This is a genomic window from Caldicellulosiruptor sp. DIB 104C (assembly GCF_028198085.1).
Taxonomy (GTDB): Bacteria; Bacillota; Thermoanaerobacteria; order Caldicellulosiruptorales; family Caldicellulosiruptoraceae; genus Caldicellulosiruptor; species Caldicellulosiruptor saccharolyticus.
Window position 1 is genome coordinate 2,125,823 of record NZ_CP116337.1, and the last position, 21,397, is coordinate 2,147,219.

At 32.7% G+C, this 21,397-nt stretch carries 19 protein-coding genes and 2 pseudogenes; 10 read left to right on the plus strand and 11 right to left on the minus strand.

What is annotated here, in order from left to right:
• Positions 1-29: 29 nt before the first annotated feature.
• From PGC14_RS10515 to PGC14_RS10565, 11 genes are all read right to left on the minus strand, one after another.
• Positions 30-1,217, minus strand: a complete 1,188-nt coding sequence (locus PGC14_RS10515; RefSeq protein ID WP_271628873.1) for an ABC transporter permease — start codon at positions 1,215-1,217, stop codon at positions 30-32.
• Between the two features lie 20 nt (positions 1,218-1,237).
• Positions 1,238-2,887 (minus strand): efflux RND transporter periplasmic adaptor subunit, encoded by a 1,650-nt coding sequence (locus tag PGC14_RS10520; RefSeq protein ID WP_271628874.1) that lies wholly within the window; start codon positions 2,885-2,887, stop codon positions 1,238-1,240.
• Positions 2,888-2,906: 19 nt separating this feature from the next.
• A complete protein-coding gene (locus tag PGC14_RS10525; protein ID WP_039765542.1) occupies positions 2,907-3,569 on the minus strand; it encodes a Yip1 family protein in 663 nt (220 codons plus the stop codon).
• 439 nt (positions 3,570-4,008) lie between these two features.
• Positions 4,009-4,197 carry a hypothetical protein gene (locus PGC14_RS10530; protein ID WP_039765588.1) on the minus strand — a complete coding sequence of 63 codons (189 nt, stop codon included), beginning with the start codon at positions 4,195-4,197 and terminating at the stop codon, positions 4,009-4,011.
• 21 nt (positions 4,198-4,218) lie between these two features.
• Complete coding sequence (locus PGC14_RS10535; RefSeq protein ID WP_039765544.1) at positions 4,219-4,857, minus strand: ATP-binding cassette domain-containing protein; 639 nt, start codon at positions 4,855-4,857, stop codon at positions 4,219-4,221.
• Between the two features lie 37 nt (positions 4,858-4,894).
• Complete coding sequence (locus tag PGC14_RS10540) at positions 4,895-5,443, minus strand: stage II sporulation protein M (protein WP_039765547.1); 549 nt, start codon at positions 5,441-5,443, stop codon at positions 4,895-4,897.
• On the minus strand, positions 5,397-6,578 hold the full coding sequence (locus PGC14_RS10545; protein WP_271628875.1) for a hypothetical protein: 1,182 nt from the start codon (positions 6,576-6,578) through the stop codon (positions 5,397-5,399). The genes PGC14_RS10540 and PGC14_RS10545 overlap by 47 nt, the downstream gene beginning before the upstream one ends.
• A 586-nt stretch (positions 6,579-7,164) precedes the next feature.
• A complete protein-coding gene (locus PGC14_RS10550) occupies positions 7,165-7,335 on the minus strand; it encodes an uberolysin/carnocyclin family circular bacteriocin (protein WP_083931457.1) in 171 nt (56 codons plus the stop codon).
• A 434-nt stretch (positions 7,336-7,769) separates the two neighbouring features.
• Complete coding sequence (locus tag PGC14_RS10555) at positions 7,770-9,614, minus strand: ABC transporter ATP-binding protein (protein ID WP_271628876.1); 1,845 nt, start codon at positions 9,612-9,614, stop codon at positions 7,770-7,772.
• The gene (locus PGC14_RS10560) at positions 9,607-11,343 is read right to left on the minus strand and encodes an ABC transporter ATP-binding protein (RefSeq protein ID WP_271628877.1); all 1,737 of its coding nucleotides are present in this window, start codon (positions 11,341-11,343) and stop codon (positions 9,607-9,609) included. Before PGC14_RS10560 ends, PGC14_RS10555 begins: the two co-directional genes overlap by 8 nt.
• Entirely contained in the window at positions 11,336-11,824 is a 489-nt protein-coding gene (locus tag PGC14_RS10565) for a MarR family winged helix-turn-helix transcriptional regulator (protein WP_011916103.1), read from the minus strand. The genes PGC14_RS10560 and PGC14_RS10565 overlap by 8 nt, the downstream gene beginning before the upstream one ends.
• Positions 11,825-12,049: 225 nt before the next feature.
• Between PGC14_RS10565 and PGC14_RS10570 the strand changes: the two genes are divergently transcribed.
• From PGC14_RS10570 to PGC14_RS10615, 10 genes and pseudogenes are all read left to right on the plus strand, one after another.
• Positions 12,050-12,787, plus strand: coding sequence for a DUF554 domain-containing protein (locus PGC14_RS10570; protein ID WP_039765558.1), 738 nt, complete (start codon positions 12,050-12,052; stop codon positions 12,785-12,787).
• A gap of 126 nt (positions 12,788-12,913) precedes the next feature.
• The gene (gene hepT / locus PGC14_RS10575) at positions 12,914-13,291 is read left to right on the plus strand and encodes a type VII toxin-antitoxin system HepT family RNase toxin (RefSeq protein WP_011916101.1); all 378 of its coding nucleotides are present in this window, start codon (positions 12,914-12,916) and stop codon (positions 13,289-13,291) included.
• 275 nt (positions 13,292-13,566) lie between these two features.
• Positions 13,567-13,731: pseudogene (locus PGC14_RS10580) on the plus strand (IS607 family transposase); the annotation flags it as partial.
• A pseudogene (locus PGC14_RS10585) lies at positions 13,726-14,922 on the plus strand (RNA-guided endonuclease InsQ/TnpB family protein). The pseudogenes PGC14_RS10580 and PGC14_RS10585, both read left to right, overlap by 6 nt.
• Positions 14,923-15,481: 559 nt before the next feature.
• The gene (locus PGC14_RS10590) at positions 15,482-16,447 is read left to right on the plus strand and encodes an ABC transporter ATP-binding protein (RefSeq protein ID WP_011916100.1); all 966 of its coding nucleotides are present in this window, start codon (positions 15,482-15,484) and stop codon (positions 16,445-16,447) included.
• Complete coding sequence (locus PGC14_RS10595; protein ID WP_011916099.1) at positions 16,431-17,576, plus strand: ABC transporter permease; 1,146 nt, start codon at positions 16,431-16,433, stop codon at positions 17,574-17,576. Before PGC14_RS10590 ends, PGC14_RS10595 begins: the two co-directional genes overlap by 17 nt.
• Positions 17,558-18,670 carry an ABC transporter permease gene (locus PGC14_RS10600; protein ID WP_271628878.1) on the plus strand — a complete coding sequence of 371 codons (1,113 nt, stop codon included), beginning with the start codon at positions 17,558-17,560 and terminating at the stop codon, positions 18,668-18,670. The genes PGC14_RS10595 and PGC14_RS10600 overlap by 19 nt, the downstream gene beginning before the upstream one ends.
• A gap of 185 nt (positions 18,671-18,855) precedes the next feature.
• Positions 18,856-19,974, plus strand: coding sequence for a sensor histidine kinase (locus PGC14_RS10605; protein WP_271628879.1), 1,119 nt, complete (start codon positions 18,856-18,858; stop codon positions 19,972-19,974).
• Entirely contained in the window at positions 19,961-20,596 is a 636-nt protein-coding gene (locus PGC14_RS10610; RefSeq protein ID WP_271628880.1) for a response regulator transcription factor, read from the plus strand. The genes PGC14_RS10605 and PGC14_RS10610 overlap by 14 nt, the downstream gene beginning before the upstream one ends.
• 129 nt (positions 20,597-20,725) lie before the next feature.
• Positions 20,726-21,397, plus strand: coding sequence for a response regulator transcription factor (locus PGC14_RS10615; protein WP_039765569.1), 672 nt, complete (start codon positions 20,726-20,728; stop codon positions 21,395-21,397).

The window sequence follows — 21,397 nt, forward strand, 5'->3', positions numbered from 1 at the left end:
AAAGGGTTTGCTGCCTTGCCCATTATTTTTTATTCGTATCTTAGCGCCTCTATAGGATTTAAGCGCGCTGCCTTCTCTGCCGGAAGCATTCCAAAAATAACTCCTATTAAAACCGAAATTCCAAAAGCCACAAAAGCCCACTTTAGCGAATACACAGGCTCAACTCCAGGAATCCTTGAAATCCCCACCGCAATTACAAAAAACCCAAGTAATATACCAATTATACCACCAACACCTGTTATAACCATCGATTCTATGAGAAACTGTACTCTAATATCGCTTCTCTTTGCTCCAATTGCTTTTCGAATCCCAATCTCTCTTGTTCTTTCTGTAACAGACACAAGCATTATGTTCATAATTCCAATGCCACCAACCACAAGAGAGATTGTAGCAATGCCGCCAAGTATTATCATCAGAAGATATGTTATTTGATTGAGAGTCGACATAAGTTCAGACATATCATAGACTGAATAGTTTTCTTCTTTTTTTATAACATTGCTCAAATATGCTTTTATCCTTTTTTTGACCTCATTGTTCTTATCAGCAGAAACTGTACGTACCAAAAAGTTTTTCACAAGCGCATAGTCGTCTGTCGAGAGGCTATTTAAGGCAAACAAGGGCACTATGATACTGTCGTCAACCGTGTTGTCCCTTCCGCCCTGTTTTTCTTTTAAAACTCCAACCACCTTGAAAACCTGACCATTTACGTTTATCTCTTGCCCCACTGGATTTTGGCTATTAAATAGCTTTTTCTGTATCCTCGAACCTATCACTGACACTTTTTGCCTAAAATCACTGTCTACAGGACTTATAAACCTTCCTTTTGAAAGTGCAAGGTTTTGTATCATCATGTACTCGGCTGTTGCACCAATAATCTGGCACTCCTCTTTTTTACCTCTGAAAATTGCCTGAGCAGGATATTGGACAAATGGGCTCACACCCAGGATAACATCGTTATTTTTCCTTGCAAACTCTAAAAATTGATCAACCGAAATATCTTCGCTCTTTGAAGCTGGATTTATAAAAACATACACAAGGTTTGTACCAAGCTTTTCTATCTCTTTTGTAATACCAGCTGTGGTGCCCTCAGCAAGCCCCACAGCTGCAACCACCGCTCCAACTCCTATGACAACACCAAGAAGCGTTAGAAATGACCTTAGCCTGTTGAGAAAAATGCTCTGGATTGCCATCTTGCAAGAAAGCAAAAACTCCTCCATCGTACAACATCTTCCCCTTTTTAGTAGAAAAGACTTTGACCCTGTTTTTCACTATCAAATTTTGGTAGCACTACTTCTTCGCCCTCGATAAGTCCTTCCAAGATTTCAACATATTTATCTGTTGTCATGCCAAGTTTGACCGGCCTTTTTTCTGCATCTTTATAGTAAGAGTTGTCAAGTCCGTATTCGTCTCTTTTCTGGCTGGTTTTTTGTTCTTTGTTTTTCTCAGAAGTTTTAGCCTTTTGTTGTGTGTAAACATACACATAATATTTTCCATCTTCTTTGTGAACTGCTTCAACTGGTACAACAAGCGCATCTTCTTTGGACTTTAAGATAATCTCTGCTTCTGCGTGCATCCCAATCTTTATATTACTGTTATTTTCAAATTCTATCTTAACAACAAACTTTGAGACGCTGCCATTGCTATCCGATTGTGCCTTTTCAGAAATCTCTGCAACATACCCTTCTAAAGGCCTATTTCTTGTACTTCCTACTGCATCAAGCTTTATGTTAACCTTCTGCCCTGGCTTTATCTTCAAAATGTCAAGTTCTTCCACCTGAGCACTTATCGCAAGGTGTTTCGGGTCATATACAGAACATATCATCTGCCCAACAGTCACCACATCACCATCCTGGAGATTCAAATCAGCTATTTTGCCGTCAATTGGAGCTAAAACCTCATAGTTTTTCAAATCATCTTCGGCTGCTTTTATTTGGGATTTTATATCCTCTATCTTCAAATCAAGCTGTTTTATTTGCATCTTAACCTCGTCGGTTGAAAACTTCAAAAGCAAGCTACCTGTTTTTATCATCTGCCCATTTTCAACAAAAACTTTCTCTATTCTGCCAGAAACAGGGCTTACAATGCTCTTTTTTGAAAATACCTCTAAAATACCTTCGCTAAGCGATGTCACTTTTTCACCGTTTGAAAGCTTTAAACTTACACTTGCCCTCATACCCTCAGTCAAGCTACCATTTTTGTTTGAAACTACCACCTTCGCATCAAACACCATCGCACCATCCTGGTTTTTGTATATCCTGCTTCCCAAGCCTTCAACAACACCGTCGACCCTGTCCATAAGATCAGATACCACAACCTCTGCCTTCTGTCCTCTTTTTACCTTTCCATAGCACCAGGCAGGAAACTGGACATTTAGCTTCATCCTCGAGTCATCAACAATAGTCATTATCTGCATTCCTTGACTGACAAGCATACCTTCACTTGTTGTAAGATTTTGCACAAACCCGTCCTGGGGAGATTTTAAAGTAAAGTTTTGAAGCTCTCTTCGAAAATTTTCTCTTTGAAGTTCAAGATCAAGAAGCTGTCTTTTCAAAGCCTCTATCTTAAAAACTGCCTGGCTGTCATCTATCTTAGCGATTAAATCTCCTTTTTTGACATACTGCCCGTTTTTGACAAAAATCTTTTCTAAAGTACCATTTACTTTTGATAAAACATTCCTTGTGCTGCTGCTTTGCACAATGCCAGATACCAAAAGTGTTTGCTTTAAAGAAATCTTTTCTACCTTTGCAGTCCTTGGCTTAGATGAAGCATCCTTTTTGCTCCCAGATGGCATAGTTAAAACAACTGTTAAAATAAATCCCACTAATATAAGTAACACAATAATTACAGCTTTTTGCCAGTTTTTTAGACCTTTTGCAGTGTTTTGCATGTGAGAATACTCTCCTTTTTTATCTGCCACCAAACTTCATAAAGTTTTGTGTAAACATTGAAACAATCGGCATTATGAGTGTGACTGCACTATAGACAATACTAACAATAATACTTTTTGCTTTGTTAAGTTCACAGGCAGCAAACACCCCAATCCCAATTAGTACATATCGCCATATAGCAAACACATGCAGGTATGTTCTTATAAAATACTTAAAATTCATTTGAATATCCAAAATGTTCAAATTTACGACCCTGGCATATATCACATAGAAGATGTAATATGGAATCATTACAAGATTTGCAACTGCCACAATTGTAAGTGCTTTTTTGTAATCAATCTCACCACCTGCAAGCCTTACAATTATGAGCAAGACAAAAGAAGCAATAAAAAATGAAATAATGGTATGTAAAAATGTTGTTCCTGCTAAATAGATAGGTGATTTTGTAAATTTTAGGGTTTTTAAAGTAGCTTCTTGCATTTGCGGATCTTCAGTGATTTTTTTTACATACTCTAACATAGCTTCATCTGAGATTTTGGGCAAAAACAACGTAGTAAGTGCTGCTACTATCGGTATAAAAAATATTAAAATCAAAAAGTCTGGCTTTTCTTTGACTTTCTGAAATACTTTTATTGGTGAAATAACAAGATTCAGAAGATTTGATGGCTTCAAGTATTCCATACCTTAAACTCCTCCTTTTTAATTTAATCAAAATTTGCACAGTTACTTCTATTTCTTATGATTATTAGAATATCAACCACCTTTTATATTATAATTCATTTTTCAGTTTAAAACAACAATATTTTATGAACCTTTAATTTTGTTAAAATATTTTATTTCTTGTTCTACAAATCACAAGGATTTAATTAAAATTGCGCTTAGGAAGTCAAATTATGCTAAACCTTTTAAACAAAAGCACCATAATTGTCACCAATCCATTTAGCCCATATATACCAACACTTTGCATAAAAAGTGATGTCAATATTATACATACTAAAAATATTGGTATTACAATTGCAATTTTACTCACTCTTTTTGCTTTTGATAACCATTAATGTGATCAAAAAGCTAAAACAAAATTTATTACAAAAAATATTATGATCACAAATTGCTGTTTCTATTATTTTTTTGTTTTTCTTCCTATTTTTAATAATTCTGCTTGAAACCACCCATGCCAAACAAATAATAAAATAAAAATTATTATTGCAGCTTTAATACTTTTAACATTAAAAAATACCTTTGCAATAACAGCACTCAATATAATTAAGATAACCCCAATAATATATAACCATATTTTTTTGTTACTCATTTTAAACCCTCCCTGACACAATTAATTAGCCTTTTGTAAAAAACCAAAGTCAATAATTTTATCATACATTAACTTATCATTATCTGAATGCGAAACAATTAAAAATGATTTATCCTGTTTTTTCATTTCAAAAATAATATTTGCCAAAGCTACTTTACTTTCTTTATCTAAACTATTAAATGGTTCATCCATGAGATACAACTCGGCATTTTTAGCCAGCATCATAGCTATAAACAATTTTTGTTTCATTCCTGCTGAATATTCTAAAATAGGTTGTTTTAGATACATATCTATATTTAATAAATTGCAAAATTCATACACTTTATTAGTGTACTCGTTTTCATTAAAAATATATGAAAAAAACTTTATATTTTTAAAGCCAGAAAGATTTTCAAGTAAATATATTCTGTCAGGAACATACGAAAATTTAAATTTTATATCAGAAAATTTTACTTGTTTACCATTCAAATAGGCTGCGTAAACCAGATTTTCATCATCAATTATTCCCATTAAAATTTTAAGAAATGTAGTCTTCCCACTTCCATTCGGTCCTATAATTTTTATTACCTCATTCTTATTTATAGACAAATTTAAATCTCTTATTATATACTTCTTCCCATCATAGCTATATCTGAGATTTTCTATTTGTAGATAAGCCATTTTATTTCACCTCAATAACGTGTAAGTTAATAATTTTTTATGCGTAATAAGATACAAGAGATTCGATAATTGCGGCACAAGCTACAAGAACAGTTGCCAAAAAAATTAAAAAAAGAACTCCTCTTAAATATATGTATGAGTGTCTTTGTTGATTCATTGAATTTTTTGAAATTACATAAACAACTTTCAAAGGATAATAACCTAACGACGAAAAAAGTAAAAACCCGGTAATCTCAAATATAGCATGTGGCAATATGTATCTAATAATTGGTAGCCACCCATAACTATTATAAACACTTGCAAGAATATAGCCCAAAGTAATTCCATTATATATAACGTAAAACGTTGTCCCTATCCCAAATGATATAATACCAAAAAGTAAAGCCTTTGAGCAAGTTAATATATTATTTTTAAATATATCTAAAAACGTCAATTTAGTTAAATTTATTTTAATATCTTTATTATAGCCTATAAGAATCCCTACACTTAAAGAAAGTCCATAAAACATAAGTGCAATTAAAAATAAGGGTTTAATCTCTTTAATAGTCTTTATTATAACTATCCTTAATTTTTCTTTTTTTTGCATAATTATCAACCTTCCCAACCCCTATACATAGACTTGAAACATAACAAAAACAAACAGCTATATAACAATACAACCATTCAACACCTTTAAGTAAAGAAAATATTGAGTTAACCATCAATAAGCAATTTGGTATAAATAATAAATAGTATCTTACAATTGTAATTGGAGCTTTAAGCGTAGTCATAATAAACCCATTATTTTCTGTCTCACTATATATGAGTAAATGTTGTATGTTTTTTGTGAAATATAAGTAATAAGGTTTTATTAATTGAACTATCGCATGCTTCATTGCAAACAAAATTATTAAAATATTGAACAAAAGAAAAACTGCCTTTAATTTCAAACTATACAAAAATATTAGTGTTATTAATAACGAACTAATCAGTATCGGTAAAGCAGAAAAAACAATTAGAACTTTAATTTTCGGTATCATTAGACCATCCCAAAATCTAAAATCTTCGCTACAGTATATTGCTAAACTTACTTTTTTGTCATAATTAAATTTAAATAAGTCTTCAATAATGAAATTGCATGTTCCAATATATCCATACATAATAAGATAAATACATATAAAATGAATAATTATGGAAACATAAAAACTCTGAATTGTTCCAACTACTGCTATACTCACACCTGTTGCAAAGAATAATTCGGATGGGAAAAGACATTCTATAATTTTATTTGGCTCTAAATTTTTGAGATAATTCATAAACAAGCATATATCCTTATAAAATCCAGCTTTTAATGAATTGTTATTTATTTTTGGTTTAGCATATCTACAAAATAAGTAACAAAATATGCTTTTTACTATACCATTAATGCTTCTTCCTTCTTTATAATGGAAAAGTCTTTTAGATTTGCCAAAGTTCTTTCTTAATATATAAAATATTATAAAGCAAATAATAATTTCTATTATTACAGCTACTATGTATGTCTTATAATTTTTCAACATATTATTAACTATATTAGACAAATCTTCTACTTTATGAACATAGTAATAATACTTTTTGTTAAAATGATTATTCATAATATTATCAAGGTTAATTAACATTTTTTCTAAAGGCACTTTTAAAGCTTTATACTTATTTATAATTGCACGTAAATCATAGATAAATTGAATTCCAAATTTAGCCATAAAAAATACAATTAACGTTGCGCAACTTCTCGAAAAAAGAAATGAAAAATAAATTCTATATGTAGTATTACTGTTTAAAATATATTTTAAACAGTAAATTAACAAAAAAAGTACTTCAATAAATACATAAAACACTAAAAGCCAAGTCATATTATGTAATAATGTTAAAATTATTATGAGAAACTTCATTAAAACAATTTCAATTTGTCTCGAAAAGTAGGGATACAGAAAAAACATCTTAAATGCTATTTCCTTGTTTGGTAAATATATGCATAATAACTCAAATTCTGATTTCTGTTGTAACCTACTTAGGCTAACGTTATAAAACAAATTTAAGCTTATCAATAAATAAACTAATAAAAAGATTAAACATTCCAATATTTTTGTTATAATTATTCGAAATCTTTAACATCATACTTACTACGTAATAGAAAAAGACAAGACTTAATATTTTTAACAGAATATAAATAATCTCCCATCTTTTTAAATTGAAAATTTTAGCAATTCTTTTATATTTTTTCGATAATTCTTCTTGGACAAGCAAAAAATATATTTTCAAAAACCTTGCCACTTTAACCCCCTCTTATCAATTTCGAGCTCTTAAAAAATCTTTAATTAAAAAATTTAATTTTGTGATAAAAGCTGTCCAGCCACCTGCCAAGATAACAGCACTAACCCCAGCTGTAAGAATAGATGTTAAAGCTAATATAATTGAAACTATTGTGGATCCAGTAAGTATAATATTTACGACAAGTATAGTTCAAAAATAAACTAATATCCATTAGTAATATAAATGTAGAACTATTACAGATAAACAATAGTATTTTCTCCACACTTTTTCATCCACTTAATATTTTAGTATCTCAGCTTCTCTACTTTCTTTATTTAGAGTATTTTACTTTCAAACCATTTTTTCTGTAAATTTTTTCTTGAAACTTCTATGCAAATTTTATCTTATATATTTTCACTCTGTCAATGCCGTTTTTTGCCTATTTATAGTTAAATTTTTAAATGAAGGCATATTTTCTCATATAGCTTAAAATTTCTCTAATTTTCTTGAGTTTAAAAAGCCAAACCTGCAAACAGTTAAAATATATGGTTTCTGCGTTTAGAAAGAAAAAGCCATAAGTCAACTTGTTCAGTAATCTTTAAAAGTTTTTGACTTCAAGCTTTATTTTCAAACTAACAACTCTACACCACCGCAAACTGACTCATATAAAGGTTATAATAAAATCCTCTCTTTTGCAAAAGCTCTTCATGCGTTCCCTGTTCAACAACTTGACCATTGTTTATAACCAAAATCAAATCAGCATTTCTGATAGTAGAGAGTCTGTGAGCGATGACAAAGCTTGTTCGACCTTGCATGAGCTTTAGCATTGCCTCTTCTACATGCTTTTCTGTCCTTGTGTCGATATTGCTTGTCGCCTCATCTAAGATGAGTATTGCAGGGTCAGATAAGATTGTCCGGGCTAAAGCCAAAAGCTGTCTCTGTCCTTGGCTAAGGTCTGCCCCGCCATCTGTTAGCACTGTTTTGTAGCCGTGTGGCAGATGTTTTATAAACTCATGAGCATTTGCAATTTTAGCTGCTTTTATAACTTCGTCGTCTTTTGCTGTGAGCTTTCCATAACGAATATTTTCCATAACAGGCTCAGAGAAAAGGTATGTGTCCTGAAGCACAATCCCAAGGCTTTTTCTCAAAGACTCTCTTTTTATCTTCCTTATATTAATCCCATCAATGAGAATCTCACCTCTGTCAATATCATAAAACCTTGTAAGCAAATTGACAATTGTAGTTTTGCCAGCACCAGTTGGACCTACCAAGGCTATCATCTGCCCCGGTTTTGCATGAAAGCTTACATCTTTTAAAACAGGTTCACCTTCTTTGTAAGAAAACCACACGTTCCTAAATTCAACCTCACCCTTGATATTTGTAAGCTCAATAGCATCTTTTTCATCTTCTCTTTCTTCTTCCTCGTCCATTATCTCAAATACTCTTTCTGCTGCAGCAAAGGCAGATTGAAGCTGGTTGAACTGGTTCGCAAGCTCATTTAAAGGACGTACAAACTGTCTTGCGTACTGGACAAAGCTTGCAATACTGCCTACTGAAACAGCACTTTTTAGCGCTAAATACCCTCCTACTGCTGCAACAATTATGAAAGCAAAGTTGTTGAGCATATTCATAAGCGGTGGAATTACCCCAGATAGAATCTGGGCTTTTATTCCAACCGATGTTAGCTGCCTGTTTATATCAATAAACTTGTTTATCTCCTTTTCCTCTCTTGTGAACACCTTTATCACTTTTTGACCTGTGATGTCCTCTTCAATAACCCCATTGAGTTTTCCAAGTAGTTTTTGGTTTTGTGAAAAGTACTCTTTTGTGTAATTAGCAATCCAGTTTGTTAAAACGAACATAAGAGGCACAATAAGCAGAGTACAAACTGTTAAAATGGGGCTTATTGTCAACATGACAATGACAGAGCCCACAAGTGTAATTACGCTTGAGAAAATAGAAGTGATACTTGCATTGATGGTGTTGTTGACAACATCTATATCGTTTGTAAGCCTACTCATCAGATCGCCATGAGCGCGTGTGTCAAAGATTTTTATAGGAAGTCTTTGAAGCTTTGAGAACATATCATTTCGCATATTGAAAACAACTTTCTGTGAAATTTTCATCATGCTATAGCCTTGAAAATATGCAAAGAGCGAGTTTAAAATATATAAAACAATCATTGCAAAGATTATATTTACAAGCCCTGTAAATTTTCTGGGGATTATATACCTATCTATGGCTTTTTGTACCAAAAGCGGCGAGACTATTGAGATAAATGAGCTAATTGTTATTAGCAAAAACACACCCAAAAGTGCAATTTTATAACTGCTAAAATAACCCCATAACCTTCTGAGTGTATTTTTTAAATCCTTTGGTTTTGCAGAAGGATGAAAAAATCTGTACCCTGGTCCTCTTCCTGGTCCAGGACCAGGTCCAAAGGCAGGTTGCGGTGTTTGCACCTCTTTTCTTCTTCCTTCAGGCAACTTCTTTTTCCCCCTCTCCCATTTGAGTCTGGTAAATCTCCTGATAAATCGGGCAGCTCTTTAAAAGTTCTTCATGTGTACCCTGTGCTACAATCCTTCCACCATCCATCACCAAAATTTTGTCTGCATGCTTTATAGAAGAAATTCTTTGAGCAATTATAAATGTAGTGGTACCTTTGATATATTCTTTCAAGGCTGCTTGGATTCTCTTTTCTGTTGCCATGTCAACAGCTGATGTGCAGTCGTCTAAAATGAGTATCTTTGGCTTTTTTAAGATAGCTCTTGCAATAGAGATTCTCTGTTTTTGCCCACCGGAAAGATTCACACCTCGCTCAGATACTTCTGTGTCATAACCCTTTTCAAAACTCATTATAAAGTCATGAGCCTGGGCAACTTTTGCTGCCTCTATTATCTCTTCCATTGATGCATCTTCATTTCCCCATGCAATGTTATCTTTTATAGTCCCTGTGAAAAGTACAGTATCCTGCAATACCATGCTGATATTCTTTCTCAAAACAGTCACATCATAGTCTTTAACATTTATTCCGTCAATCAAAATCTCGCCTTCTGTAGCATCGTAAAGTCTTGGGATAAGACTTACTAAAGTTGATTTTCCTGAACCTGTTGTACCGATTATCCCAACAACTTCACCTGGCTTTGCAACAAAAGAGATCCCATCAATGGCAGGGCTGTTTTCTTCTTCATTATAATAAAATGTGACATTTCTAAATTCTACCTTTCCTTCTTTTATAGGAGTTGTAATTGCCCCATCTTTGTTCTTGATGTCAATCTCACAATTCAAAACCTCATTTATTCTCTCAGCAGACGCACTGGCCCTTGTAATGAACAAAAAGATATTGCCTATCATCATTAACGAAAATAGAATTTGCAATGTGTAGTTTATAAATGCCATAAGTTCACCAACCTGCATATTGGCTGCTTTTATCTGAACTGCCCCAAACCATACAACCCCTACCATACTCATGTTCATCACAAGCACAAAAAGTGGCATTGTAATTACAATCAGTCCAAAGGCTTGGAATGATATATTCAAAAGGTCTTGATTTGCCTTTAAAAACCTTGACTTTTCATGTTCATGCCTGACAAATGCCTTTACAAGTCGAGCTCCCAGTAAATTCTCACGCATAACTGCATTGACCCTATCTATTTTCTTTTGAAGAGTTGAAAACAGTGGAAAACTCTTTTTGACCATAAAGTAAAATACCAAAATTACAAAGGGAATTGCAATAAACAAAATGATGGAAAGCTTTGGATTTATCATAACTGCCATCACAAGCCCACCAATGAAAAGAAGAGGTGCACGCACCACAATCCTCAGCATCATCATGACAACATTCTGAATCTGCATAACATCGTTTGTAAGCCTTGTGATAAGAGTTTCTGGCTTGAATTTATCAATGTTTTTGAACGAAAATGCCATTACCTTCTTGAACAGGTCATTTCTTAAATCAAATGCAAAATTCTGGCTTGCAATACTCGAGAAAACAACACATCCGCCACCGCCAACCACCCCAATTAACGCTGCCAAAATCATCAAAAGCCCGGTTTTGAAAATGTATGCCATATCCCCGTTTTTGAGTCCAACATCTATTATTCTCTCCAAAAACCTTGGCTGCATGAGGTCCATCACAACCTCTAAAAGCATAAAAAGCGGAGCCAATACCACTGCCCATGTATAGGGTCTTAAATATCTAAAAAGCTTAAACATTAATTTCTTCATCCCCCTTTTGCTGACCTGTACTTATCATTTTCACCACAAGCTTTTTTAGCCTTTTTAGCAAATACCAAAGTTCCTCGATCTCGTCCTCAGAAAGCTTTTCAAGACTTTTTCCCAGGTTTTGATTTACCCATTGCATATGAAGTTCAAGCAACCATTTGCCTTTTTCTGTCGTTTTGATTATGGAAATTCTCCTGTCTGATTCATCTTTTATCCTATCTATATACCCTTCTGAAATAAGTTTGTCTAAAACTGGTGTCATGTTGGGTGCAGAGATAGAAAGCCTTCTTGCAAGCTCAGATATACTCATTGGTCCAAAACTATCTACGACATGCAAAATATGGATAAATCGTGGTGGGAGCCCATACTTTTCAGTAAATTCGTCCTTTTTTAAAATGTTTTTTGTTATCATCGGAAATATAGATAACATATTTTCAGCTATTTGACCTAAAATTTTTTTAGAGAGATTCACTCTTGTGCACCACCTTTTTAAAAAAATTTGAAATTGCAATTGAAAAATAATATAATATCCAAAAAAAATGTTATTTTAACATAAAGAAGTTTCAAAAATTATTATAAAAATATAATCGACTTTTATTGAAACCTTATATGATTAATATGAAATAGTTATTTTTACATAACTATTATAACACATTTACCTGACCATCAGCAAAATTTTTATGAAGGAGCTGACAAAATGATAGGTCTTGGGACTATTGTAAACACTGCTGCTGTAATTGTAGGCTCGATTTTGGGGCTTGTGTTAAAGTTTGGAATCCCAGAAAGGTTCAAATCTACAATTATGCAGGCAATATCGCTATCTGTCATCTTCATCGGAATATCGGGGGTGCTTCAGGGCATATTCAAAGTTCTAAATAGCGGCAGAATTGACAGGCAGTACATAATGCTTATGATATTCTCACTTGTAATTGGCGGATTTGTAGGTGAAATATTGAAAATTGAAGATTTTTTGGACAGACTTGGTGAGAAAATAAAAAAGGCAGTATCGAAGGTGATAAAATCAGAAAATTCTACATTTACAGAGGGGTTTGTCACGGCAAGCCTTGTGTTCTGTGTTGGAGCCATGGCAATTGTAGGGTCTTTGGAAGATGGACTGAATCGCAATTTTTCTATTCTCTTTGCAAAGTCTATTTTAGACGGAGTAACATCCATAATATTTTCAGCAACACTTGGAATAGGCGTTATGTTTTCAAGCGTTGCAGTGCTTATATATCAAGGTAGCATAACTCTTTTAGCTGGCTTGATAAAACCATTTTTGACAGACACAGTTGTTTTGCAGATGTCAATGGTAGGCTCTGTTTTGATATTTGCAATAGGTCTTAATATGCTTGGAGTATCTAAAATCAAAGTGGGCAATCTTCTCCCTGCAATATTTGTGCCTGCCCTGTGGTATGTGGTTAACTTGCTAATTTGAATTTTTTAGACTTTTGGAACTGGCATGTCTTTACTGATTATTTTTTAGAAATTCCTCAGGAAGCTGAAGACTTTAGAGAAACTCTTTTAGAAATTTTTAAGATAAGGCTGGAAAAAAGGAATAAAAGTGCTTGAACATCAAAATAAGTTGAGTATATTGAAAAGAGTTAACTTTATTTACTTAGAAATTGAAGATTTGGAACAGTATAAAAACTCAACTTTTGAAGAATATAGGAAAGACAGGTTTATAAGGCGAAACGTTGAAAGAATAATTGAAAATATTGCAAATGCTATAATCGACATATTAAAAATTATTATTGCAAACTCAGATGTTCAAGTACCTGACTTTTACAGAGAAATGATATTAAAACTTTCTGAATTCAATATAATAGATATTGCTCTCGCTACATCTATCGCAGAAGTTGCAAGATTGCACAATATACTAGCTCACCAATATTTAGATATTCGATGGGAATATTTAAAAAATTTTATTGACGAAAAATAGGAGATGTTTATAAATTTTTAGAGAATATTTTGAATTTTGTAAATTCTATTTGGTCATTTATGTTTAATGAAGCATAAATATTACTTTGTATTTTTTCTTTAAATTTCTATGGAATTCACGAAACTAAAAAATTCATAAGTACTAAATTTTTATTTTTAAACTTAAAGAATTTACTTAGAAAAAAAATCATCATCTTGACCAATTAAAAAAATATTCTTGATATAGTGGCAAAAATTAATAAACAGTTTTAAACATATTAAGATTTTTGATAAAATATATTTGCATACGTAAAAGAAGGCAGAATAAGAGTAACAGTTATGCCAAATGGATTTTATAATTATAACCAGGAAGACGTATACAAAATTTTTATGAAAGGTGTTAAAAGAAAAACATATATTTGTGCAAGAGTTTCAACTCCAAAACAAAAGAGGTGTTTGAAGATAATAGTCAAGAGAGTGGAGAGAATACAGATAAAGAGAAATCATGAGTTTTGGAATTATTGTGATAAAGTGTGTTTTGCAGCAAAGAATTTATACAACTTTGCAAACTACACTGTAAGACAGGAATTTATACACAATGGCAGATGGATAAGATACAGAGAACTTGACAAAATGTTAAAAGAACATGAGACTTATAAAAACTTGCCTGCCCAAACATCACAGCAAATCCTAAGACTTCTTGATAGGAACTGGAAGTCATTTTTTAAAGCTATAGAAGAATGGAGTAAAGATAAAACCAAATTTTTGGGCAGACCTAAATTGCCAAAGTATAAGAAGAGAGACGGCAGGAGCATAGCTATTTTCACAAATCAGTAGTGCAGGATTAAAAATGGTTATTTGACTTTTCCGAAGACAGAATTAAAGCTAAAGACAAGAATAACAGACAAATTAAAAGAAGTCAGGATAATTCCAAAAGGAAGCATTTATGTAGTTGAAATAGTTTATGAAAAGGAAATAGCAAAGATACAAAGACCACCAAAGAGGATAGCAGGAATAGATTTAGGGCTTAATAACTTTGTAACTTTAGTAAATAACATAGGCATAAAGCCTATTGTTATTAATGGCAAAGTTATTAAGTCAATAAATCAGTATTACAACAAGAAAAGAGCACAGCTTATGAGTTATGTAGGCAACAGAGGCAGTAGCAAAAGAATAGAGAAGTTGACTTTAAAGAGGAACAACAAGATTAAGGATTTTATGCACAAAGCAAGCCGTTTTATAGTTAATTGGTGTAAACAATATGATATAGACACCCTTGTTGTTAGGTATAATCCGAATTGGAAGCAGGAGATAGAGCTTGGCAAAGTAAATAATCAAAATTTTGCTTCGATACCATTTTATCAGTTTGTAAATATGCTCAAATATAAGTGTGAAGAAGAAGGAATTAACATAATAATTACAGAAGAGAGCTACACAAGTGGCTGCAGTTTTTTAGATGGAGAAGAAATCAATGAAATAAACTATAATCCACGTCGAAGAATAAAGAGAGGCTTATTTAGGAGCAACAAAGGGATATTAATAAATGCGGATGTGAACAGTGCGTATAATATTATAAGAAAAGTATTCCCCGAAGAATTTGCTAAGGGGATAGAGGGTGTGGGGTTACACCCAGTTAGGCTGAATATAGTCTAACTAAGAATAGTGTTTAATAAAATTTTTAATTATTTTTAATATTTTAAACACTATTCATAACTTAAAACGAGAAAAGGGGTACAATTGTTAATAGAAAAGTGTTTTTTCTCAAGTAAGTTTTGTCGGTAACCGGCACCCGACTAATAAAATGCCGGCTCGTAAGTTCTCAAAAAAGAGCCCTCTATTTTGAGGGCTCTTATTCTATATATTCTAAAAAAGGGGAAATCATGCGTGAAACCTCAACTCCACTTTTTATCCAAACTCCTCAACAAAGAAAGGGGCGGAGGTAAAGGACAAAGCCTTTGACCAATCCAGCCCCTTCCAAAATCTATTCTAAAAGGAGGAGTCTCTTGTTGGCATCTTTTGTTCTTTTCTCGTTAGCCTTTCTACTTAATATTTAACCCAAAATTTTTTAAAAAAGTATAAAGAAATGTTTAAAAATTTGTAAACAATCTTTTAATAAAAACATGACATATGTCACTACAAAAATTTCTTCAATAGTATATTCTAATTATTGAAAGAAAATATATTTAAATGCTTAAGAAGGTGATGGGAAATTATGACTGTGCTTGAAATCAAAAACCTTGTAAAAAGATATGGAAATGTTTTAGCACTTGACAACCTGTCACTGACAATCAAAGAAGGTGAAGTTTTCGGGCTTTTGGGACCAAATGGTGCAGGCAAAACTACATTTATAAATTGCATACTGGGACTTACTAACATCGACAGAGGCGAAATTTATATATTCGAAAAACCTTTAAACAAAGCTTTAAAAGAGTTAAAATCACAAATTGGAATTGTACCACAGGAAATTTCGCTCTACAGCAACCTAACTGTGTATGAAAACTTAAGCTTTTTTGGTTCGCTTTATAACCTCTCAGGGAAGCTTTTGAAAGAGAGAATAGAGTTTGCTTTAGAGTTTGTTCAGATGCAGGATAGCATCAAAAAACAGGTCAAAAACCTATCTGGCGGGATGAAAAGAAGAATAAACATTGCAGCAGCTCTTCTTAATAGCCCCAAACTTCTTATTATGGATGAGCCAACTGTTGGAATTGACATATACTCAAGAAAACTAATTTTAGAATCTGTGCAAAAACTTGCGCAAAGCGGCATTACAATAATCTATACAACCCACTACATTGAAGAGGTTGATAGAATTTGTACATCTGTTGCGTTCATAAATAAAGGAACAATCATCGAATATGGCTCAAAAGAATTTTTATTAAAAAAACTGTCAGATACAAATATTATCAGGATAAAATTGAGCAAGATTTTAGATGAGGTTCTGACAAAAATCAAAAACTTAGATGGAGTTGAAAGTGTAGCTTTTACTGGAGATGAACTTACAGTTTCTGTTGAAAAGTCAAAAAATCTTATAAAAGAGATTGTCGAAACTTTGTCTCAGGATGGATGTGAAATACTTTCCATATCTTATGAAAAGCCCACAATGGAAAAGCTCTACTTTGCAGTGATGGGCTATACCATAGATGAAAAAGGAGAGATTGTCCATGAGAGCAGCAGTTAAAGCCTTTTTATATACTTTAAAAGAAAATGCTATGAGCATTCCCCTGCTTTCTATAATGCTAATCTTCCCAATCATCTTGATTTTCATACTTGGAACTGCACTGTCTGGATATTTTAAACAAGTTGATATTCCGAAGATGAATATAATCATTGTTGAAGTAAATCTCAAGCCAAGCATTTATGATACTATTTTAAAATACGATAAAACTTTTACTAAGTTATTCAATGCAGAAGTTTTTGCTTCCAAGTCGGCTGCACTGAAAAAGTTTTCATCTTCTAATAAATACGTTGCTGTTGTGACATTCAAAGAGCATCAAAGGAATAACCATTCAAATTATAGCCCTTTTGGGAATTTTGACATTGAAATTACCTCAAAAGGAGGTTCACAAGAAGCTGGATTTGTCAAAGTGTATTTTAATATTTTTGCAAACTACTACAAATTTGCAAGAAGTATTTATTCACCTTCTGACATACCAAAATCAATAAATTTTGAATCTGCATTTTCGGGTCACTTCCCAAGAGCTCTTGATTACTATGCTGTTGCAATGGTTGTTATGATGGCACTGTACGGCAGTTTTGGTGGTATTGCAGTAATTGAAGAAGAAAGAAAACAAAATACTCTCATAAGGCTTTTTGCATCACCTAAAAATCCGCAAATTATATTTGTTTCAAAAGCTTTTGCTCAGATGGTATTTTTGTATATTCAGCTTTGCTTAATAGTGCTTTTTTCAAAATACATCTACCAAGCAAACTGGGGTGAAAATCTTTGGATTATATTCTTACTTCTTTTTATCTACAGCATCTTTGCTATACTTTTTGGAATTTTTATTGCTCTTATCTCTAAAAACTATATACTCTCAAATGTTATAGTTAGCTCATTTGCTGTAATATCTACCTTTTTGGCAGGAGGATATGTAAGAATTGATATCAGCACAAAATTTTTAAGTTTCCTTAGAGACATTCTACCAAACTGTGCTGTACAGTCTGCATTTTTTACCATAATCTACAATCCAAGTGAAATAACACATGTCAAAAATGTTTTTGTATATCTTTCTCTTCTTTGTTTGATTATTGCTCTCACTAGCATACTTTTAATGAGGAAGGTGAAACTATGGCAGTTTTCAAGATAAATATAAAACGCCTTTTGAAAGACAAATTCAATCTATTTTTGATGATTATACTTCCTTCAATTGCAGTTGCTCTTTCAACCTTTTTTACATTAAGCGTTGAATCTTCTTATAAAATTGGAATTATCACAGACAAAGAAAAAAGCAAGGTTGTAAAACTAATTGAAAAAGAGCTCAAAAAATGTTTTGATGTTAAAACCTTTGACCCTACCAAATCAATTGTAAGCCAGATGATTCAAAGCGGTATTGACTGTGTTGTTGTTTTAAAGAACAAGTCAGTTGATGATATTATTAATGAAAAACAGAAAAATATAAAAATATATACATTTGGAAAGTCTGAAACGCATATTATTTTGAAGGAATATCTAAACAGTGTGTTTAAAATACTTGCTGCTCAAAAGCGTATAAACAGCTCTAAATTTTTAGAGTCTTCAAAGTATATTTTTGAGCATTCTCCAATTGTATTAAATAAAATTTTTCAGCACCAGTCAAATTCTATTTCAATTGCTTTTGCCTCAGGATTTTTTATAATGTCTCTGCTCTGGCTTGCATTAAATGCTTCTAACATAATATTAAAAGACTACCAGGAAAGAGTTATTCTGCGAATTTTATGCTCACCAATTTCAAAGCAAAGCTATATTCTGCAGTCTATCTTGACCATATTTTCCATTACATTTTTACAGCTAATTTTTTTTGTGCTGCTATGTTCGTATGCATTTAGACTTACTTTTGGAACTAACATACTTATTGTTATTTCAGTTCTCTCCATTTGTAGCTTTATGTTTGTTGCTTTTGCTGTAATGTTTATAAGTATAGTTAATGACATGAGAAAACTTGCAAGTTTGAATTCAATGGTCGTAACAATAATGTGCATGCTTGGTGGCTGCTACTGGCCGCTCAGCATTATGCCAAAGTTTCTTCAAAAGATTGCATTGTTTTTCCCAACAACATACGCAGTAAATCTAACAAAGAATGTGCTAACTGGCAAATCCATAGAAAGTATGATGGTTGACATTGGGATAGTTACAGCATTTTGTCTGTTTTTTACACTTGCGGGCATAAAGCAGCTTTCTAAAAATGTAATGTCAAAGCTGTGAATTTGTAAAAAGGCACCTTATTCAGGTGCTTTTACTTTTTTTGAATATTATGTACTCTCCATATCTGAGTTCAAACTCTTCCGGAAATACAAAAGTTGACAAATCAATCTCAGTAATAATTTTGGGCTTTTCTGTACAATATGATAAAATAAATTTTAGCAATAACAACTATGCTGGAAAAGAAAATGCTTTCATTCATTATAAGCGCCTATACTCTTTGGAGTTTATATGAGGATGGCAAGCTTTCTAAAATAGCCATTTTGTTCTTACTTCTATTTTTGTCATTAGAATTCTTAAAAACTGAATATCTAAAATCCATATACCATACGGCAGCTGCTGCCTTTGCAGAGCTGGTCATAATATTTTTTGCTATTTTTCTTTGTGGTTGGAGATTTTTCTTTCTAATACCTACTGTTGTGTGTACATTTTTACACCATAGAAACAAGATATCAATTTACTCAATTGCCTCTATACTCTTTATCAGTCTTTTTCTTATCCCTTCAAAGATGGTAAGGGAATATGTTTTTGTCTGCGTTTTTGTTTTCTCTTTAAAATTAGTCACACAAATGCTGCAGGATAGCAAGCACGAATACTTAGAAAAAATTGACCATTTAAGACTTTTAAACTTGCAGCTGAGCAAGTTAAAAACACAGCTTTTAGAGTCGCAGCAGACAATAGAACGTCTTGCTGCACAAAACCAGCAGATGAAAATAGCAACTTCTTTGCACGACACATTGGGGCACAACTTGGCAGCGCTGAATATCCAGCTCAATGCCATAAAGAGCTTGCTGGAGAAAAAAGGAGTACTTGAAGATGCTCAAATAAGCCAAATCATATCTTCATGCTTGCAGCAGACTCAAACATCTTACGAAAGTTTGAGAAAGTTTGTCTATTCAATGAAAAACTCTTTTGAAACCAAAGAAAAGTACTTATCTCAATTGATAGAAAATTTTAACTTCTGCAACATAACATTAAACCGCAGCGGAGACATTGAAAACATTCCATCACACGTATTTGAAAATCTAATGGCAATCCTCAAAGAAGCTCTTTTAAACGTGGCAAAACACTCAAATGCTACTCAAGTAGCTGTATCTTTGGAATCAAAACCAACATATGTGCGTCTTGCTGTGCATGACAATGGCAAGAAAAAAGGAGAAATAAAAGAGGGCGTTGGGCTCATGAGCATAAAACTTCGAGCAAAGTCTATGGGCGCAACAGTCAACATTGACAACCATGCTGGATTTTCAATAGTGGTATTTGTCCCATTAAAAAGCAGGAGGGAAGATTACTTTGAAAAAACCTAAGGTCTTAATTGTTGATGATAACCCTGCCGTTTTGGACGGTCTTAAAATTATCCTTGAGCTTGAAAATTTTGAGGTTGTAAGCCTTTGCACCAATGCAAAAGAAGCAGTAGAGTTTCTCGAAAAGAAGCATGCTGACGTTGTTCTTATGGATATTAGAATGCCTGTTATGGATGGTATTGAGGGAACTTTTAATATAAAAACCAAATTTCCAAATGTCAAAGTGATAATATTAACAACATTTTGTGAAAAGGATTACATAGAAAAGAGCCTGAGCTTTGGCGCAGATGGGTACATCCTTAAAAGCTCTGATGCAAAGCATATTGTGAATTCTATTTTGTCTGTGCTTGACGGTAAGGTTGTTATGGACAAAGAAATTGCTTTATACATTTCAGATGTATTGAAAAGGACCAGTAAACAGTTACTTGAAAAAACACAAAACCTTACTGAAAGAGAGCTTGAAATTGCAAAGCTCATATCACAAGGATACTCAAATAAGGAAATTGCAAGGATGCTTTTCATCTCTGAAGGTACAGTAAGAAACTACATAACATCCATTCTTCAAAAGTTAAATCTTAAAAATAGAACCCAAATTGCAGTATACTATCTTACTAAATTTTCTTAATCTCAAAAGCGTAAGACATAGGCATTTGTTAACAATTGTTACTCAAAGGTATGCTTGAATAAATGGTCATAAAAAAATATAATCTATCTGTACCCTGTTTATGTAGACCTTTTGTCGGAGTGATTTTTAATGTATAAGATAATGATTATTGAAGACGATATATCTATTGCTGAAACTATAAAAAACCACTTGTCCAAATGGGATTTCGACGTACGTTATGTTACAGATTTTAAAAATATCATTGAGTGCTTTATTCAATTTGAGCCACATCTCGTGTTAATTGATATAATATTGCCTTTTTACAACGGGTTTTACTGGTGTAACGAAATACGTAAAATATCAAAAGTTCCTATTATGTTTATATCTTCTGCAAGCGATAATATGAATATCATAATGGCTATCAATATGGGTGGAGATGATTTTATTGAAAAACCTTTTGATTTGAACGTCCTTACAGCAAAAGTCCATGCCCTGATAAGGAGAACTTACTCATTTGTCTCAAATATAAACCTTATTGAGCACAAGGGAGTTATTTTAAATCTCAATAATACCACTCTAATTCATCAAAATAAAAAAATTGAGTTAACAAAAAATGAATACAAAATTTTGCAATTGCTTATGGAAAATGCCGGAAGAGTGGTATCCCGTGAAGAAATTATGCAACACCTTTGGCAAAGTGATAGCTTTATTGACGATAATACTCTTACAGTAAATATAACAAGGCTTCGCAAAAAGTTAGCTGAGTTAGGTCTCGAAAATTTTATCAAAACCAAAAAAGGCATTGGATATATTATAGAATGA

What these genes read in the sequence shown, in the direction of transcription:
- PGC14_RS10560 (WP_271628877.1), bottom strand. Translation starts at nt 11,343, where the DNA reads ATGTTTAAGCTTTTTAGATATTTAAGACCCTATACATGGGCAGTGGTA.
- PGC14_RS10590 (WP_011916100.1), top strand. Translation starts at nt 15,482, where the DNA reads ATGACTGTGCTTGAAATCAAAAACCTTGTAAAAAGATATGGAAATGTT.
- PGC14_RS10615 (WP_039765569.1), top strand. Translation starts at nt 20,726, where the DNA reads ATGTATAAGATAATGATTATTGAAGACGATATATCTATTGCTGAAACT.
- PGC14_RS10540 (WP_039765547.1), bottom strand. Translation starts at nt 5,443, where the DNA reads ATGCAAAAAAAAGAAAAATTAAGGATAGTTATAATAAAGACTATTAAA.
- PGC14_RS10600 (WP_271628878.1), top strand. Translation starts at nt 17,558, where the DNA reads ATGGCAGTTTTCAAGATAAATATAAAACGCCTTTTGAAAGACAAATTC.
- PGC14_RS10530 (WP_039765588.1), bottom strand. Translation starts at nt 4,197, where the DNA reads ATGAGTAACAAAAAAATATGGTTATATATTATTGGGGTTATCTTAATT.
- PGC14_RS10525 (WP_039765542.1), bottom strand. Translation starts at nt 3,569, where the DNA reads ATGGAATACTTGAAGCCATCAAATCTTCTGAATCTTGTTATTTCACCA.
- PGC14_RS10515 (WP_271628873.1), bottom strand. Translation starts at nt 1,217, where the DNA reads ATGGAGGAGTTTTTGCTTTCTTGCAAGATGGCAATCCAGAGCATTTTT.
- PGC14_RS10595 (WP_011916099.1), top strand. Translation starts at nt 16,431, where the DNA reads ATGAGAGCAGCAGTTAAAGCCTTTTTATATACTTTAAAAGAAAATGCT.
- PGC14_RS10570 (WP_039765558.1), top strand. Translation starts at nt 12,050, where the DNA reads ATGATAGGTCTTGGGACTATTGTAAACACTGCTGCTGTAATTGTAGGC.
- PGC14_RS10520 (WP_271628874.1), bottom strand. Translation starts at nt 2,887, where the DNA reads ATGCAAAACACTGCAAAAGGTCTAAAAAACTGGCAAAAAGCTGTAATT.
- PGC14_RS10545 (WP_271628875.1), bottom strand. Translation starts at nt 6,578, where the DNA reads ATGGCTAAATTTGGAATTCAATTTATCTATGATTTACGTGCAATTATA.
- PGC14_RS10535 (WP_039765544.1), bottom strand. Translation starts at nt 4,857, where the DNA reads ATGGCTTATCTACAAATAGAAAATCTCAGATATAGCTATGATGGGAAG.
- PGC14_RS10605 (WP_271628879.1), top strand. Translation starts at nt 18,856, where the DNA reads ATGCTTTCATTCATTATAAGCGCCTATACTCTTTGGAGTTTATATGAG.